Source organism: Gracilibacillus salinarum (genome assembly GCF_022919575.1).
In the GTDB taxonomy this organism is placed as follows: domain Bacteria; phylum Bacillota; class Bacilli; order Bacillales; family Amphibacillaceae; genus Gracilibacillus; species Gracilibacillus salinarum.
Genome location: NZ_CP095071.1, coordinates 2,742,314 through 2,758,025, shown reverse-complemented (window position 1 = coordinate 2,758,025; position 15,712 = coordinate 2,742,314). Strand labels below are relative to the sequence as shown.

Below are 15,712 nucleotides of genomic sequence, written 5' to 3'. Positions count from 1 at the left end.
TTTCATCTAATATATGGAGAGGATAAGCAATGAAAAGAGTGAAATGGAATCGGCGGATCTCTATTGCGTTAATCGGTATTATTCTGTTCTGGAATATACTGCCTGTAGCGGCTGTGGCGGCGAATTTCATTACTCCTGGTCAGGCAATCACTCCGGGAGAGTCGATAACTCCTGGAGACCCGATTACAGGTGGCGAGTTTATTGCTCCCGGGGAGGTATACGACTACGGAGAAGCCTATAATGATGGAACTGCTGCCGAATCTGGTGACAGTTTAAATTCAGGTGAACCTATTATCGAAGGGGATCCCGTAACAAATGGTCAATTTATCGCTCCAAATGCACCTCCATCTTTTTCGATCATAATTACTGGGGATGCAATTCATCCAGGGGAGAATATTCAAAGTGGTAATCAAATCGATGCAGGCAATGCAGGATCCGCTGGTAATGCAGTGGAAGGTGGATCAGCCGGCAACAGTGGAAATAATCCTTCCAATGGTTCTACTATTAATGGTGGCAATACAAATGCCAACGGATCTCCAATAGAATCTGGTCAGTCCGGTTCAAATGGATCTAATGTAGTCGGCGGTCGAGCAATTAATGACGGAGATGGTGCCAATGCAGGTAATGTCGATGCCAATGGCAATCCCGTAGTTGGTGGAAATAGTAACGCTAACGGAAATGCGGCAAATGGTAACAATTCAAATGCCAGTGGAAATACAATTAATGGTGGCGATGGTGCCAACACAGGCAACGTCGATGCTAATGGAAACCCCGTAAATGGTGGAAGTAATAATACCAATGGAAATGCAGCAGAAGGTAACAACCCCAATGCTAGCGGTAACGGTTTTAACAATGGATACGGATTCGGTAACAACCTTTTTGGTGGTAATACCTTGCTTGGCGAAGGATCAGCTAATGGCGGTGCAAGTTTTGGCAATGGTTCTCCGGGAGGAGGTAATGGATCCTCAGGAAATGATTTACAACCTGGGGAGAGTGGTCAGGGAAATTCTTCCGGTGAAAATACTAATACGATTGATAGAGTTATTGGTGCTGTGAATGAATTTAAAAAATATGGATTAGGTTTAGGAGATAAATTAGCTCAATCTGCGGCAGCAGCATATGCAGGTTTTGATTTTGATAATGTTAAAAATGTTGACTTTTGGCACACTGGGGAGAGAAGACTTAAAAATCCAATTGGTAACTGGTTCTATGAACGATACAAACAATATGATCTTGATGGCAAAAAAGTTACATTAACCTCGGGAGTGTTTGATAAACAAAATTATAATGCTTTTATGCAATCAAAAGGATTGGGTGGAAGCGGAAATGTATTTCAAAATGCATGGAAATCAACTAAATCTGCTTTATCTAGTTCTTGGGACGCTTCTTCGAAAAGTTTCTGGAAGCCATCCACATTAGGAAAATTGAGTGGTCCTATTGGTCTAGGGCTAACCTTTACTAGTTCCATTTCCAAGCACTCTGATGGTTATGAAGACTTAAGTGGTTTAAAATCTACTGCTTTTGCTGCTGATTTAACTACGGATGTTGCGGTTGGAGCAGCTACAACGGCAGTTGGAAGCTTTGCTGGTAGTATGGCAGTTGGTGCTACTATTGGTTCTGCTGTGCCAGTTGCAGGTACAATTCTAGGAGCAGCTGTAGGGTTAGCTGTAGGAGTATTAGTTAATGAAACAGCTTGGGGCAGAAGAGGTAAAAAAGCTATTTCAAAAGGTATTAAAAAGGTGTATGACGCAGGAATAAAAGGCGGAAAGGCAGTTATAGATGGAGCAATAAAAGGTGGAAAAACAGCTATAAGTGGGATTAAGTCAAGTATATCAAAGATTGGGAATTTATTTGGCGGATAAATTTTAATTTCCCATTGCTAAAATGTTTATAATACAGGGTGTTTAAAATATGAATGAAGGTTTGATAAAAATATGACTACAGAAGTAACATCTAAACAAAATCGTATTATTGGAACGACATTGTTGTTGATATTTACAGGATTCTTAACAGGATCTATGCCTACCATAAATATGGTACTAGTAATATCAAATATTTTATTAGCTGTCATATCTAGTTTTTTGTTCTATATCATTTGGAAAAAAACCAAACATGATAGTAAGCGATACTTTTCACTTTTTTCATATGTAATGTTCAATTGTATGGCTATTCATTTCGCCACTCCATTTTTGCGGCTAAGTTTTTTGACTATTAACTTCTGGGTAGCGATTCTTGTGTTGTTATTAATGGTAACAATACCTTACATCTTTTCTCGAAAAATAGTGTTTGGTATACAGAAGCCCAATAAATCTAAGTTAGGAAAAATCTATTTATTATTTGTATTTCTATTCCTTGCTTTTGGTTCAGTAATGTATACAAATTCTGTCTATTATGATGGTCAGAATGCAATGGGAGCAAGTATTTTGGGGATATCGCTTTCTTTACTAATATTATTTATTACGCCTGTTATGCTAATTAAACCAAAAGAAGTGAAAGAAATAACCAAAAGAGATTATTAAAATTACTCTAACATTGAGTGTGCTTCAAAATATTATAGAACAAAGAAAATAACAATCAACAATACACGCCCTACACACCAAGATCAAAGCGTGTATAGAGAGGAGATGGCATGAAAAAAAGAAAAAACAATCGGCGGATATCCATTGTATTGATTGCTGTTATCTTGTTTTGGAATGTACTGCCTGTTGTTGGAGTGGCTGCGAATTTTATCACTCCTGGCCAGGCCATCACGCCAGGTGAGTCGATCACTCCTGGAGACCCGATCTCTGGTGGTGAGTTTATTGCACCAGGAGAGGTCTATGATTATGGGGAAGCTTATAATGATGGAACTCCAGCGGAAGCAGGTGGCGGATTAAGTTCCGGTGAACCTATTATCGAAGGGGATCCTTCTTCAAATGGACAATTTATTGCTCCGAATGCGCCACCCTCTTTTTCCATAATTGTTGCGGGGGATGCTATTCAACCCGGCGACAGTATCCAAAGTGGTAATCAGAATGGTGCGGGTAATGCGGGATCTAATGGCAATGCAGTGGAAGGTGGCTCGGGCAGCGACAGTGGAGAAGCTGGATCCAATGGGTCTGGTATCAATGGCGGCGACGGAAATTCCACTGGTTCTGCAATAGAATCGGGTCAATCCGGTTCAAACGGATCTAATACAGAAGGCGGCCAAGCAATTAATGGTGGCGATGGTACCAGCTCTGGCAGTGGTGATGCCAATGGCAATGCAGTCGATGGTAACAATTCAAACTCCAACGGAAATGGTAATGGATCCGGAGACGCCCTGAACGGTGGCAATGCTGCTAATGGTAATGCCGTTGATGGCAACAGCTCATCTGGTGGCGATGCAGTTTCAGGAAATGGTACACAGGGTGGTAATGGAACGAATGGTAATGCAACAGAGGACGGTGAACCGCCGTCTGTGTTAAATTTATTATTTGGATCTACAAAAGACAGTGACAGTATCATTGATACGGTTTCCAATGTTGCAGGTGACGTGAAGAAATACGTGCTTAGTTTTGGCGATAGTGTGGCACAGGGATTGATTGCAACGGGTGCCGGATTCAAATTTAAAGAATTGGCAGATGGAAAGTATGCTGTCTATGGAAAAAATAGTTTGAACAGTTCGATCGGAAATTGGTTCTATGAACGGTATAAATCCTATAATTTTAATGGAAGCAATGCGGAGTTTGGGCCGAACGCTCGTCGAGTAGGTGAGGCCAGATACAATGCATTTATGCAATCGAAAAATTTAAGAGGAACTGGTGGATTATTAGGAACAGTAGGCAGTGCCACCAAATCTTCTCTAAATAGTTCATGGAACGCATTTTCCAAAAGCTTTTATAAACCTTCTAATATGTTGAAATTAGGAGGACCAGTCGGAGTCGCACTAACGTCTGTTAGCTCGGTTTCTAAATTCTCTGATGGTTTTACTGATTTTAGCGGATTGGCATCTACAGATTTTGCTGCCTCGTTAACAACTGATGTGGGAATCGGTGTAGCCTCTACTGCGATAGGTAGTGTAGCTTCTAGTGCTGCGGCAGGTGCTTTGGCAGGTTCTGTTGTTCCTGGACTGGGTACAGTAATTGGTGCAGGTGTAGGTTTGTTTGCCGGATTTGCTACAACTTATCTGATCAACGGTACAGCAACCGGCAGGAAAATCAAATCAGCCGTTACAAATACCATTAAGAAAGGGTATGACGGAATAGTGAAAGGTGCCAATGCGATCAAAGATGGCATTTCCTCTGGTATTTCAAAATTAGGGAGTCTTTTTGGAGGATAAATTTATCCTCCTCTCCTCTTGTTCTTTGAATAAAAAAGGGATGTCTTGATATTCCCAAAAAAATGATGAAGGGGAGATACTTTATGAATAAAGAAGTAACATTTAAAGAAAGTCGAATCATCGGGACAACTATTTTATTATTAGGGATCGGGTTCTTAGCAAGTGTGATTCCTGAAGGTAACATCCCGCTATTGTTGTTCAATATAGTATTAGCATTCATTTCTAGTGCACTATTTTATTATTTCTGGAAAACGACTAAGCATCAAAGTAAACGGTATTTTTCATTGCTATCATTTGTCATGGTAAATGTATTAGCGATTTATTTATCTATCCCGCTATTAAGAATGTACTTTTTAACAGTGACTTTTTGGATTGGGATTGTCATGTTACTTATTATGGTAACCTTACCTTACTTCTATTCCAGAGAGATTGCCCTTGGTGTCCAGAAGCCTGCTAAATCAAAGTTAGGAAAAATTTATTCCGTTTACACAGTATTAGTAATCGTGTTTGGTGCGACTGCATTTATGGGTTCTTTAGCTACTTCAAATCCGGATGCGATTGTTTTAGCTGTTTTAGCATTTCTTTTAGCCATCTTGTTTTTCTTCGTAGCTCCCGTTTTGTTAATTAAACCAGCCGAAATGGATGAAATAACGAATGGCTGACAGATAATAATGGAGGTTCATATGTTTAGTTTTAGAGGTTTTATTCAAACAATTGGTGTAAGTCTTCTTATTATCATTGCTTATACCTTTATAATAGGTTTCTTTAATGTCTTGTCAGTTGAGTGGGTCATCTTTACGACATTCATTGTTTCGTATGGAAGTGTTGGTATTTTGGCTCCATTATGGAATAAACAAACACCGTATTCTGCTGCATTTCTGTCGGCTATCGTGATGTCTGTGATTAATATAATGTTTTCGATGATCGTTTTGCAGATTCCGGTTCTGATTGAACCAAATACGATAAACGAGAATTTATTTTCCAGTACGGTCTTCTCATTAGTGACTGCATTTTTGTTTTTGCAAATAAATAAAAGAATTGGGCGAGAAAAAGATGATTAAAAATAGTTTTGAAATTTACAACAGACACCTTTTGAAGATCATGACGATTAGTCTGGTGATCGTGATACCCATATCTTTATTCCTGTATTTTGCAACGTTCTATGTCTATGACTCTTTAGAAACAAATCAATATCCCAACTTATATATGCTGTTTTTCATCATAATGAATTTTGTCTGCATTATACCGATGTATCGTAAATTAGCACAAAGTGATGTCGAGGACGAAGAAGAACCAACCATTTGGGAGTTAATGAAAGAGTTTATCAAACACTTTGGAATGGTCCTTGTTATTAGTCTGCCACTCTATGTTATTGCATTATTTGGAGCGCCTTTGGCATTTATTCCGACAGCTATATGTGGTGCAATTATGCTGGTATTTCCTTTTTGTGTGCATAATGTCGATTTAAAAAAAGTCCTGGCAAAAACAGGCGGCATATTGAAAAGAGAAAATATATTTATCTTGTTCGATCTAGTCGTAGTGGTATCATCACAAATTTTAATTTACAGTGTGCTCATGCAAGCCTTTGTCAATTTTGACAATAATTTTTATGTATACAGCATTACTAGGGCGATTGTGAATGCTGCTATATTTCCCTTTTTGATTTTTTACCTGACACAACGTTATATAATTGATGAATAAAGGACGGAGAACAGATGACGGAAGTATTAAAAAAGAAGAAGTTATGGATAGTGATATTGCTCTCAATTGTCACATTGGGCATATATGTTGGTTATTGGTTTCTATCTGCAAAGTCTTCATTTCAATTGATAAATAAGAAAAACTATATACCGTTTAAATGGTGGATCGTCGCAACAATTTATTTGTCCCTTTCACTAATTATCAGTGTTATTGGTGAGTTTGTATTAACCATTTACGGGTTGTATATGCTTGATTCGATGGATCTGATTCTTACTTATTTCTATCTTGCTTTACTATATTACTCTATTTATCGAGTGAAAGAATTGCTCGAAGAATACGATGATGAAATAGAATTGAATAAATATTTGTTGTTTTTCTTTCATATCTGGTACATCCAATACAAAATGAACCAGGCGGTAAACAGGGGGTTGGCAAATGAAAAAACAGCTTAAAAATGAAAAAGGTGCGCTAAGCATTGAATTTTTAGGTATTTTGCCATTCTTCTTTATGTTCTTCCTCTTATTATGGCAGGTAGTCGCTTCCGGATATGCCTTGCATACAGTGAAAATGGCGACTAATGCAGGTGCGAAAACATATGCAGCAACGACGGATATTGATGAAGCAAAAGATACCATTACAGAAGCGATCGGAAGTTCCTCGGTTATCGATTATCAGAGTATGAATGTGGTGCCGCTTAATAACGGTAAGTTTGAACTGAATCTGGAGGTAAGTCATTCATTAATTTTTGTTCCGGATGAGTGGAAACCGAGTACTTCGATTACTTTAGATGAGAAAGTAGTGAGTCAGGTGTTAGTAGAATGAGAGAGCAATTTACTAATGAACGAGGCAATGCAGCATTATACTTGGTATGGTTGTTAAGTATCATTGCAATTATATTTTTAATTGTCATTAATATATCGAATGTTTTTGTCACCGGCGCCCAGTCTTCCAATGCAGCAGAACAAGCCGCCATTGCAGGTACATCCGTCGTCGTTAATGAGACCAAAGAAGCGATCAGGCAATATGACAATGATCCTTTGTCAATTACAGAAAGACTACACCATGACATGAAGACCATGACAGAAGTAATTGAAGATAAGCAACATGATTATCAGGCAGACGGCGACTCGGCAGATCAAGCCTATATTAAAGCCCTGAATCAAGTGTTACCAGGTGAAATTCAAGCACACCCATTATTAAAGTCAACGATTCAGGATCATTTTAGCAGCATAGGTTTAACGAATAAAATTAATGCGGCAGCTAGATCTATTATCGAAGAAAATCACGGGAATGGAGCAGATACTATCGTGAGTTTTTCCTATGACTGGCAAATCGAAGTGAAATCCACAGTCGATTTTAACAGTATATCAGATAATAAGTATATCCCTGAATTCACAGAAAAAATTGATGGAGAAGGCTTGGGGCCAGCGCTTGAATATTTGAGCTCTGTTGATTACTAATGTGTATTTTGAACGAAAGCGTTGCATATTCGGTCCAAATGGTATCGCAGGAATGGAGAAATGAACGAAAGCAGTTCGCATAGAAAAGCGCAAACGGAAAAAAGGGAGTCGGAGAATCGCTCAAGTGTCCGATAGATAGGACTTTCGTCAGCACCTAGCAGAGCATCCTCGCTCACACTGACTTAATCCCCGCTCCACACAACGGTATAATGACCTTTTCCCCAGGTGCCTGCTTATATTTCAAGTAGCCAGCATAGTTTACAGCTGAGGTCATTTCCACATAATAGCCTTTCGCGCTAAGTTGAGCACGCGCGTTGACAATCTCTTCTTCTTCAATCTCCATAAACGTACCATTGGTATGGCGGACAGCTTCTAAGATTTGTTGCGAACGTGCTGGTGCCGCAATCGCTATTCCTTCCGCTAAAGTACCGCTATTCGTAACAGGCTGTGCCAATTCCTCCCCGGTTCGGTAAGCATGCGCAAGAGGTGCACAGTTCTTGGCTTGAATGGCAACGATTTTCGGAATGTTAGTAATTAATCCATTTTCAACTAATTCTTTAAATCCATAATACACACCCAGAAGAAGCGTCCCATTGCCAACTGGCACAATGATAGTATCTGGTGCAGCCTTTAATTGTTCATATAGTTCATAGGCATATGTTTTCGTTCCTTCATAAAAATAAGGGTTGTACACATGACTTGCGTAGAAAACGTGTTCCTCGTCCACTGCTTTTTGTGCAGCAGCAGCAATGTCCTCTCGTGTACCTCGTATTTCTTTTATCGTTGCCCCATGTGCTTTTATTTGCGCTATCTTTTTTGGTGACGTTTGATCACTTAAATAGATATCACAGGCAATATGACAACGTGCTGCATAAGCCGCGATCGCGGTTCCTGCATTACCACTGCTATCCGCAATCACTTTCGATACGCCTAATTCTTTTGCCTTTGTCATCAAAACAGCGGCACCACGATCTTTAAAGGATAACGTCGGCATCATATAATCCACTTTTACATACGTAGTAGGCTCGGCAGGATCCAGCATGATCAGAGCGGATTGACCTTCTCCCATTGTCACCGATTCCCATGTTTTAGAACCTTTAGCAAAAGGCATCGTCTCCACATAACGCCATATGGAGTTTGGATAGTTATTCCATGCTGTAACATCGATAATTGGTGTATCTTTTACTATATTCAACACCCCGCCACATTCACATTTCCACCGCGTTGGTGTTATATCATATGTTTTGCCACAACTTTTACAAATAAATTGCTTCATCCTGTATCCACCCCTTTGACGAATGTCTAAGAATACTGCTTACAGTTTAGCATAACTCCTAGCTAGGAAAAATTAGATAGACTTATGTCTCATCCAAAATTGCCAATGTGCGCAGGATTCATTTTGCAGTTCCGAATGTTAGACATGACTGCTAAACAACATCAGCCAAAAGATATTTCAAATTTATTATGTTATGTGGTACTCTATTATTGTTAACCAAAAAAAATAAAAGTTAACAATAAGGTGTGAAGTTCGATTAAGCTATCGTGTAAGCAAATGTAAATAAGGCTTGCTCACTTGCAGCCTAAGGTTAGGAAGGAGAAACGAATATGGATTACAGTAAATTGGCAACAGATGTTTTAAATGGTTATGAACTGACAGATGAAGAAGCACTAAGCATATTGGAGTCGCCTGATGAGAGTCTTTTGCTGCTGTTAAACGGCGCCTATCAGATTCGCAAGCACTACTATGGCAACAAAGTAAAGTTGAACATGATCATCAATACCAAATCAGGCAACTGCTCGGAAAACTGTGGCTACTGTGCCCAATCGCGGGATTCGAGCGCCCCAATTGACACGTACCGGATGCTGGACAAGACAGCCATTGTTGCTGGTGCGGAGAAAGCAGAGCAGATGCGTGCCGGTACATATTGTATCGTAGCCAGCGGCAGAGGCCCGACAAATCGGGAGCTGGATCATGTCGTGGAAGCAGTTAAGGAAATCCGAGCAAAACATGACGTCAAAATTTGTGCATGCCTCGGCATTTTGAAGGAGGGCCAGGCGGTGCGACTAAAGGAGGCGGGAGTGCACCGTTATAACCACAACATCAACACCTCAGAAAATCATCATGATACGATTACCACAAGTCATTCCTATCAGGACCGCTTACGAACGGTAAACGAAGCCAAGAGGGCTGGGATTTCACCGTGCTCAGGTGTTATTGTCGGCATGAAGGAAACGAGACAGGATGTGGTACAAATGGCAAAAGCGTTAAAAGAATTAGATGCAGATTCGATTCCGGTTAATTTCCTCCATGCAATCGATGGCACCTTGCTGGAAGGCACCGATGAGCTCAATCCGTTATATTGCCTAAAGGTGCTCGCGATGTTCCGCTACGTTAACCCTACAAAAGAAATACGCATCTCAGGCGGTCGCGAAGTAAATCTGAAGAGTCTGCAACCGCTTGGACTGTATCCCGCCAATTCAATCTTCATCGGCGATTATTTAACAACGCTAGGTCAGGAGGATACAGAAGATCATCGAATGCTGCGTGACCTCGGTTTTGAAGCGGATGTGATGTAAATGCTACATGGAAGGATTTGTAGATTATGTCATATGGCTGAAAAGATGTTCCATCACGTAGAAGGTATCATGGAAAAAGCCCCGAAACTTTGGGGCTTTCGCATGTGAATCTTTCTTACTTATGTTGACTAAGTTCCCACAATTCAGGGATTGTAACAAATTGATACCCGTGTTTTTTTAGCGTGGGAATAAGTTTATTTACCGAATCAACCGTGCCACTTAAATCTTGTGTCCAGTGGCCCGCACTATGCATTAAGATAATTGCTCCGGGATGAACATGATTAATGACTTGATTCGTTATCGCACTTTCCCCTGGGCTCTTCCAATCCTCTGTATCAAGTGACCAGCCAATGCCTTTGTACCCGAGGCTTCCAAGCATTAATACCTGCTTTTCGTTTAATGCGCCATATGGGGCTCTAAACCATGACGATTCTTGACCGGTCACATGTAATATTTGTGTGCTGGTTTTACGAATTTCCCATTGCATTTTCTGTATATCTGATTCCGCTAAGTTAGGGTGCCAGAAGGTATGATTTCCAATAGCATGTCCTTCCGATACAATCCGTTTGGCTATCTCTGCATGTTTTTCTACCCGCGTTCCCACTAAGAAAAAAGTAGCCTTCACTTGGTTTTTCTTTAAAATATCCAAAATTTCTGGTGTGTATCGCTGGTCTGGGCCGTCATCGAACGTGAGAGCAATGATCTTCTCATCTACTTCACCTTCATACAACATGAGATTAGGGAATTTAGCTTGTAACGGATACTTGGTTGATTGGGCATGAGAGGTTATAGCGAAATGACATGTTAGAAGTAGTGTAATTCCTAATAAGATAAAAATTCGAGGCAACATGGACAGCACTCCTTCCTTTTTTCATCCTTATGTATTTTTTAACTATTTCCAGTAAAATATGCAGAGTATCCTATGTCTAGCGCTTTGTACAATATCAAAGGCGTTCATCATGAAATATCCTGTCTGCATTACTTAATAGCAAATGGCTGTAGCAATCAGAGGGATGGCATGGAGCAAAAATAACATGCCATCCTATCTTGCCAATATGTTTTGCCTCATTTATGCCACTTTACATGCTGTTCCCCATAAAAATTTTTCAATATATACGCACTCGCAGGCACGCGTAAGGTCTGAAAGGCTAATAAGAAATCTTTGTTGTCATAGGCTACTTCCTTGAAGGAAATGTCCATTTGCCCTTCATTTCCGATCTGTATTGTTGCGTAGGGCGCAAAGGGGTGGTGGTTGCAGCCTAAAGCACCAGGATTCAGGTAGAGCTTTTTATTGGATTGGAAGTGATGAATGACATGATGGTGTCCGAAACAAATCACATCAGCCTTTGAGTGCTGATAGAGCGTATCAAGCTTCTCGGCAGAAGGATGACAATCAATCGGTGAGAATTGCTTCTTCTCCTGTATGTGATAATGCAGGAATAAAAAATGCTTTCCGTTAATGGTTTGCTCTCTGGTCATCGGCATATGTAATAAAGCGGGAACGAATGCTTTGTCTAAGCGCTCGGCAATCCAATAATGATGTTTTCGTTCTTCCCCTGTACTGAGCGGCTCCTTGCCCTCGAGAATTCGCAATACAGACTCTTCATGGTTGCCTCTGATAAAAGAAATATCTGTACGTGACAATAACAAATCCAATACCTCATTGGTTTGATGACCTATTCCGATTAAATCACCGAGACAATAAATGTGTGCAACTTGTTTATCTTGATCAATATCATCCAAAACCGTTTGTAAGGCTGCAGCATTACCGTGGATATCGGTGATTATTGCTATTTTGCTGGTCAAGAAAATCACATCCTCATGTTAAAAGTCATCAAGCACAAACATCGAAAAAATGATAAACATAACGATCAGAGAAATTATGCTGATCAAATTGCTGTATTTTAGTATGCTGGTCTCATCTCTTTAAAATACAAGAACAGTAAAAACAGAAAATAACGTTAGGATAAAGGTCTGTTCGGAATGCTTATCTTTCCATGCGTCTTCCTCCCGAAAAGAATTGCCATTTGGATCATAATATAATGAGGTGGGATAATTCTCAAGTTCAACCATACATAAAAGAATAACTCCCAATCATGTGTTAAAATGTATCGATACGACACGTTTATGATAGTGAGGCCGTGCCAGCAAGCCGTGTCGTGTTAGCGTACCAAAAAAGTGTAGAAGGTGCGCAGACTGGCCAAAGTTATGAAGTGTATTAAAGCGTAAGTACCCATCTATAAGTTGAATTCATGCATGTTTATCAACCTTCTGTGTTATAGTACTCAAGTATAATACATACAACAGGAGGTTTTATCATATGGAAAAAAGCAAATACCAGCAAGGCCTAGATAAATTAATGGAATACACACTTGAAGGCAATGATGAAGTGTCCACGCACCTGAAAATTTCAGAGGATCTGGAAGATATCGCCCCAGATGTCGGCAAGTATATCATCGAGTTTGCATACGGTGACATCTATTCCCGTGATGGACTGGAGAACAAACAACGTGCACTTGTGACGATCGCATCCCTTGTTACACAAGGAACCGAGCCACAAATCGAGCTACATATTAACACAGGGCTTTCAGCAGGATTAACGAAAAAGGAAATTGTCGAGAGCATTATTCAGCTGATACCATACACAGGCTTTCCACGTGTCTTAAATGCCCTGACTATTGCGAAAAAGGTGTTCGAGGTAAGAGAGGAAGAAAGTGCTGAATAAGCTGAATCATGTCTGAAAAAAGATGTATCATATGGTGATTACGTTTGTAATTGGTCAATAGACGAAGGGGTTTTCCAAAAAAACGGTATTGATTTTTGGGATCACATTATACTTAATTAGTAGGGCAGGGGAAGGACTCGTTAAATTTGTATTAGGAATTTTAAGAGCGGTAGTCGAATATTAGCATTGGGGGTTAAAATTATGCAAAAGGTAGTTGAGAGAATAAATCATTGGATAAAAACATTACCAGAAGTGTATAACACGATGTCTGAGGAAGAAGTTTCAAGTCGACCATTGCCAAATAAATGGTCTAAAAAAGAAATAGTAGGACATTTGTGTGACTCTGCAATATTGAATATGGAGAGGTTTATAAAAATTCAATACGAAGAAAGTGTTTATATTGTTGAATCATATGATCAAGACCAATGGGTAGCAGTACAGAATTATCAAGATACAAAACTCGGCGAAATAGTTAACCTTTTTCAAACCCTAAATAATCAAATATTAAATATTGTTCAACATATTCCTAATGATAAGTTATCCAACCTTTGCGACATAGGAAACAATCAACATAGGACACTAGAATGGTTAATACAAGACTATCTTGAACATATGGAACACCACATTTACAATCAAATCTTAATACAAAATAAAAACGAATAATTTTAAATCAGTTTTAACTAAGAGGCGCGCATATTTAACATGGCGTCTTTTTTGTACGGTAGGAAAGCACTCCTGTAATAAAGACTATCATGCATTATAAACAAAATGAGAAGATATTACAACTATCAGAGTAAACATTAAACGTTGAGGTAGATATTGCCAAAGAAAGGCATGTTGCCCGCGCTCAGGATTATCGAGGTATACAATTTGTGAAGCCATTGTATTTTAATAATAGTTTGGAAGGATCCAACGATTTGTGTGTTGGGGAGAAGCGTTAACGTTACAACATAATAAAAGTGATTGGATCATCGGTATGGAATCTACTGGCCACCATTTGCCTATTGGTTAATGGAAAAGCAATATAAAGTTGTAGTTGTTAATCCTGCACATGTGAAGAGGTCAAAAAAGCTGGATGATCATTCGCCAACGAAGAATGATATAAAATGGCGTTGACAAAAAGGACAGGCCTCATAACCATTACTCTTTTTGAATAAAATCAACTAAGACAGTAAGCAAAGGATGATGTACATGCCTCGAGCCAGAAGTAAAAAAACCAAACAAAAAGGAATCGTTTACCTAATATTATTCTTGATCGTTGCTGTGGTTGCGTTCTTTATGTACTTTACACAACAGCCAACAGAAAACGATCAAACGCAGGAAGACATAACAAATACTCCTGAAACAGAAAAACCAGCAAAGAATACTGATCAAATCGCTAACACGATCGAACAAATCCATTCCGCAGCTGGAAAAGGAACCGTTCCTAATATCCCATTTGTTGCAGGAGAGACAAGTTATCAGCAAGTGCAGGATGAATGGGGAGATCCTGATCAATCATCGCAAGTGAATGGTGCAACCTATGCAGTGTTTGCAGACAAAACAATTGGCTATCAGTATGAGGTGGTCTTTGACATTCGCTCTGCGGCAGGGTCCATCCAAACTATTACGTATCAAGCGATTACCAAAACATTAGGAGAACCGACCGATACGCGTTATTTTCAGGATGATACGCATAATCAAGTTATCTTAGTCTACCACACAGAATCCGGATACGAGCTGAAATGGATTTTACCTCAACCCTCTGAATCAAACGAAGATCCGACGGTTGATCATATATCCGTTTATAAGGAGCCATCAGCACCCAGTAATGAGAAAGCTAGTATTTCGGATGTAGTTGCGGAGATGAGCCTGCATGAAAAAATAGGACAAATGATTCTCGCTGGAGTTTCTGGAACAACACTTGATGCAGATACCCAGAACCTGATCACAGAACAACAAATCGGCGGTTTTATTTTTTATGCGAATAATTTAGAGACACCAAAGCAAACGGTGCAGTTGATCAATCAGATAAAAAGGAAAAATGAGAGTAATCGACTTCCACTATTTCTAAGTGTCGATCAGGAGGGTGGAGAGATTGAGCGGCTGCCAGGAGAGCTAATCCCTTTTCCTACTAATCAGGAGATTGGCGAGAGCAATAATAAACAGTTCTCCTATCAAGTCGGTGTTCTGTTAGGGCAGGAGTTAAACGCATTCGGATTCAATCTCGATTTCGCCCCGGTCATGGACGTCAACAGTAACCCGGACAATCCGATTATCGGCAACAGATCGTTCGGCGATAATCCAGAGGTCGTCAGTAAGCTTGGGGTGGAGACGATGAAAGGAATCCAGTCACAGGACATTATTTCTGTGATCAAACATTTCCCGGGACATGGCGATACCTCTGTCGATTCCCATTTGCAGCTTCCAACCGTTAATAAAGAGATGGCCGAATTAGAACAATTGGAGTTAGTGCCTTTTGAACGGGCAATTGCAAACGGGGCAGACGTAGTGATGGCGGCACACATTTTATTACCTGCGATCGATCCGGAATATCCGTCATCGATGTCCCGAGCAGTGATCACAGACATGTTGCGGGAAAAATTAGCATTCGACGGTGTCATCATGACAGATGATATGACGATGAAGGCAATCACCGACAACTATTCAATTGGAGAGGCAGCGGTCCAATCAGTGAAAGCGGGCAATGATATGCTGCTGATTGCGCACGGATATAATAACGTTGTGGAAGCGATTGAGCAGGTAACCGAGGCCGTTCAACAAGGCGACATATCCGAGGAAAGAATAAATGAAAGTGTAAAAAGAGTGATCCAATTAAAAAGGAAATACGAACTCAAGAACGAAAAAGTCGATACAGTAGATATCGATAAGTTGAATCAATCGATTGAAAAGGTACTTGATTAAATCGCGAGTTTGTATCGTTCGCGAAAGGTAGTCTATCGGACAATC

Annotated in this window: 16 protein-coding genes and 1 pseudogene; 14 read left to right on the top strand and 3 right to left on the bottom strand. The window is 40.0% G+C overall.

From position 1 onward, the window contains the following. Nucleotides 1-29 precede the first annotated feature (29 nt). From MUN87_RS12780 to MUN87_RS12740, 9 genes are all read left to right on the top strand, one after another. Nucleotides 30-1,862 carry a hypothetical protein gene (locus MUN87_RS12780; protein ID WP_244740667.1) on the top strand — a complete coding sequence of 611 codons (1,833 nt, stop codon included), beginning with the start codon at nucleotides 30-32 and terminating at the stop codon, nucleotides 1,860-1,862. A gap of 372 nt (nucleotides 1,863-2,234) precedes the next feature. Beyond that, nucleotides 2,235-2,519: a hypothetical protein gene (locus MUN87_RS12775; protein ID WP_244740665.1), complete on the top strand. Its 285-nt coding sequence runs from the start codon at nucleotides 2,235-2,237 to the stop codon at nucleotides 2,517-2,519. 110 nt (nucleotides 2,520-2,629) lie between these two features. Further along, nucleotides 2,630-4,300 carry a hypothetical protein gene (locus tag MUN87_RS12770; protein WP_244740663.1) on the top strand — a complete coding sequence of 557 codons (1,671 nt, stop codon included), beginning with the start codon at nucleotides 2,630-2,632 and terminating at the stop codon, nucleotides 4,298-4,300. Nucleotides 4,301-4,383: 83 nt separating this feature from the next. Next, nucleotides 4,384-4,962: a hypothetical protein gene (locus MUN87_RS12765; protein WP_244740661.1), complete on the top strand. Its 579-nt coding sequence runs from the start codon at nucleotides 4,384-4,386 to the stop codon at nucleotides 4,960-4,962. Nucleotides 4,963-4,983: 21 nt separating this feature from the next. Next, the gene (locus tag MUN87_RS12760; RefSeq protein ID WP_244740660.1) at nucleotides 4,984-5,361 is read left to right on the top strand and encodes a hypothetical protein; all 378 of its coding nucleotides are present in this window, start codon (nucleotides 4,984-4,986) and stop codon (nucleotides 5,359-5,361) included. Beyond that, nucleotides 5,354-6,001 (top strand): hypothetical protein, encoded by a 648-nt coding sequence (locus MUN87_RS12755; protein ID WP_244740658.1) that lies wholly within the window; start codon nucleotides 5,354-5,356, stop codon nucleotides 5,999-6,001. Before MUN87_RS12760 ends, MUN87_RS12755 begins: the two co-directional genes overlap by 8 nt. Nucleotides 6,002-6,015: 14 nt before the next feature. Continuing rightward, nucleotides 6,016-6,453 carry a hypothetical protein gene (locus MUN87_RS12750; RefSeq protein ID WP_244740656.1) on the top strand — a complete coding sequence of 146 codons (438 nt, stop codon included), beginning with the start codon at nucleotides 6,016-6,018 and terminating at the stop codon, nucleotides 6,451-6,453. Further along, the gene (locus MUN87_RS12745) at nucleotides 6,437-6,823 is read left to right on the top strand and encodes a pilus assembly protein (RefSeq protein WP_244740654.1); all 387 of its coding nucleotides are present in this window, start codon (nucleotides 6,437-6,439) and stop codon (nucleotides 6,821-6,823) included. Before MUN87_RS12750 ends, MUN87_RS12745 begins: the two co-directional genes overlap by 17 nt. Further along, nucleotides 6,820-7,461 carry a pilus assembly protein TadG-related protein gene (locus tag MUN87_RS12740; protein WP_244740652.1) on the top strand — a complete coding sequence of 214 codons (642 nt, stop codon included), beginning with the start codon at nucleotides 6,820-6,822 and terminating at the stop codon, nucleotides 7,459-7,461. The genes MUN87_RS12745 and MUN87_RS12740 overlap by 4 nt, the downstream gene beginning before the upstream one ends. 172 nt (nucleotides 7,462-7,633) lie before the next feature. Here the strand turns inward: MUN87_RS12740 and MUN87_RS12735 are convergent, their stop codons facing one another. After that, a complete protein-coding gene (locus MUN87_RS12735; protein WP_244740650.1) occupies nucleotides 7,634-8,737 on the bottom strand; it encodes a threonine synthase in 1,104 nt (367 codons plus the stop codon). 329 nt (nucleotides 8,738-9,066) lie between these two features. Here MUN87_RS12735 and bioB point away from each other — a divergent pair, with 329 nt between their 5' ends. Continuing rightward, complete coding sequence (bioB, locus tag MUN87_RS12730) at nucleotides 9,067-10,038, top strand: biotin synthase BioB (protein WP_244740648.1); 972 nt, start codon at nucleotides 9,067-9,069, stop codon at nucleotides 10,036-10,038. Nucleotides 10,039-10,153: 115 nt separating this feature from the next. On the opposite strand, the gene MUN87_RS12725 is transcribed toward bioB, so the two are convergent. Next, the gene (locus tag MUN87_RS12725; RefSeq protein WP_244740646.1) at nucleotides 10,154-10,888 is read right to left on the bottom strand and encodes a polysaccharide deacetylase family protein; all 735 of its coding nucleotides are present in this window, start codon (nucleotides 10,886-10,888) and stop codon (nucleotides 10,154-10,156) included. Between the two features lie 215 nt (nucleotides 10,889-11,103). Continuing rightward, nucleotides 11,104-11,844, bottom strand: a complete 741-nt coding sequence (locus MUN87_RS12720) for a metallophosphoesterase family protein (RefSeq protein ID WP_244740645.1) — start codon at nucleotides 11,842-11,844, stop codon at nucleotides 11,104-11,106. Between the two features lie 329 nt (nucleotides 11,845-12,173). Between MUN87_RS12720 and MUN87_RS12715 the strand changes: the two are divergent. The 4 genes and pseudogenes from MUN87_RS12715 to nagZ form a co-directional block, all read left to right on the top strand. Then, nucleotides 12,174-12,260: pseudogene (locus MUN87_RS12715) on the top strand (short chain dehydrogenase); the annotation flags it as partial. Between the two features lie 98 nt (nucleotides 12,261-12,358). Beyond that, entirely contained in the window at nucleotides 12,359-12,763 is a 405-nt protein-coding gene (locus MUN87_RS12710; protein WP_244740643.1) for a carboxymuconolactone decarboxylase family protein, read from the top strand. Between the two features lie 201 nt (nucleotides 12,764-12,964). Continuing rightward, complete coding sequence (locus MUN87_RS12705) at nucleotides 12,965-13,426, top strand: DinB family protein (protein ID WP_244740641.1); 462 nt, start codon at nucleotides 12,965-12,967, stop codon at nucleotides 13,424-13,426. Between the two features lie 528 nt (nucleotides 13,427-13,954). Next, on the top strand, nucleotides 13,955-15,667 hold the full coding sequence (gene nagZ, locus MUN87_RS12700; protein ID WP_244740639.1) for a beta-N-acetylhexosaminidase: 1,713 nt from the start codon (nucleotides 13,955-13,957) through the stop codon (nucleotides 15,665-15,667). The last annotated feature ends 45 nt before the right edge of the window (nucleotides 15,668-15,712 follow it).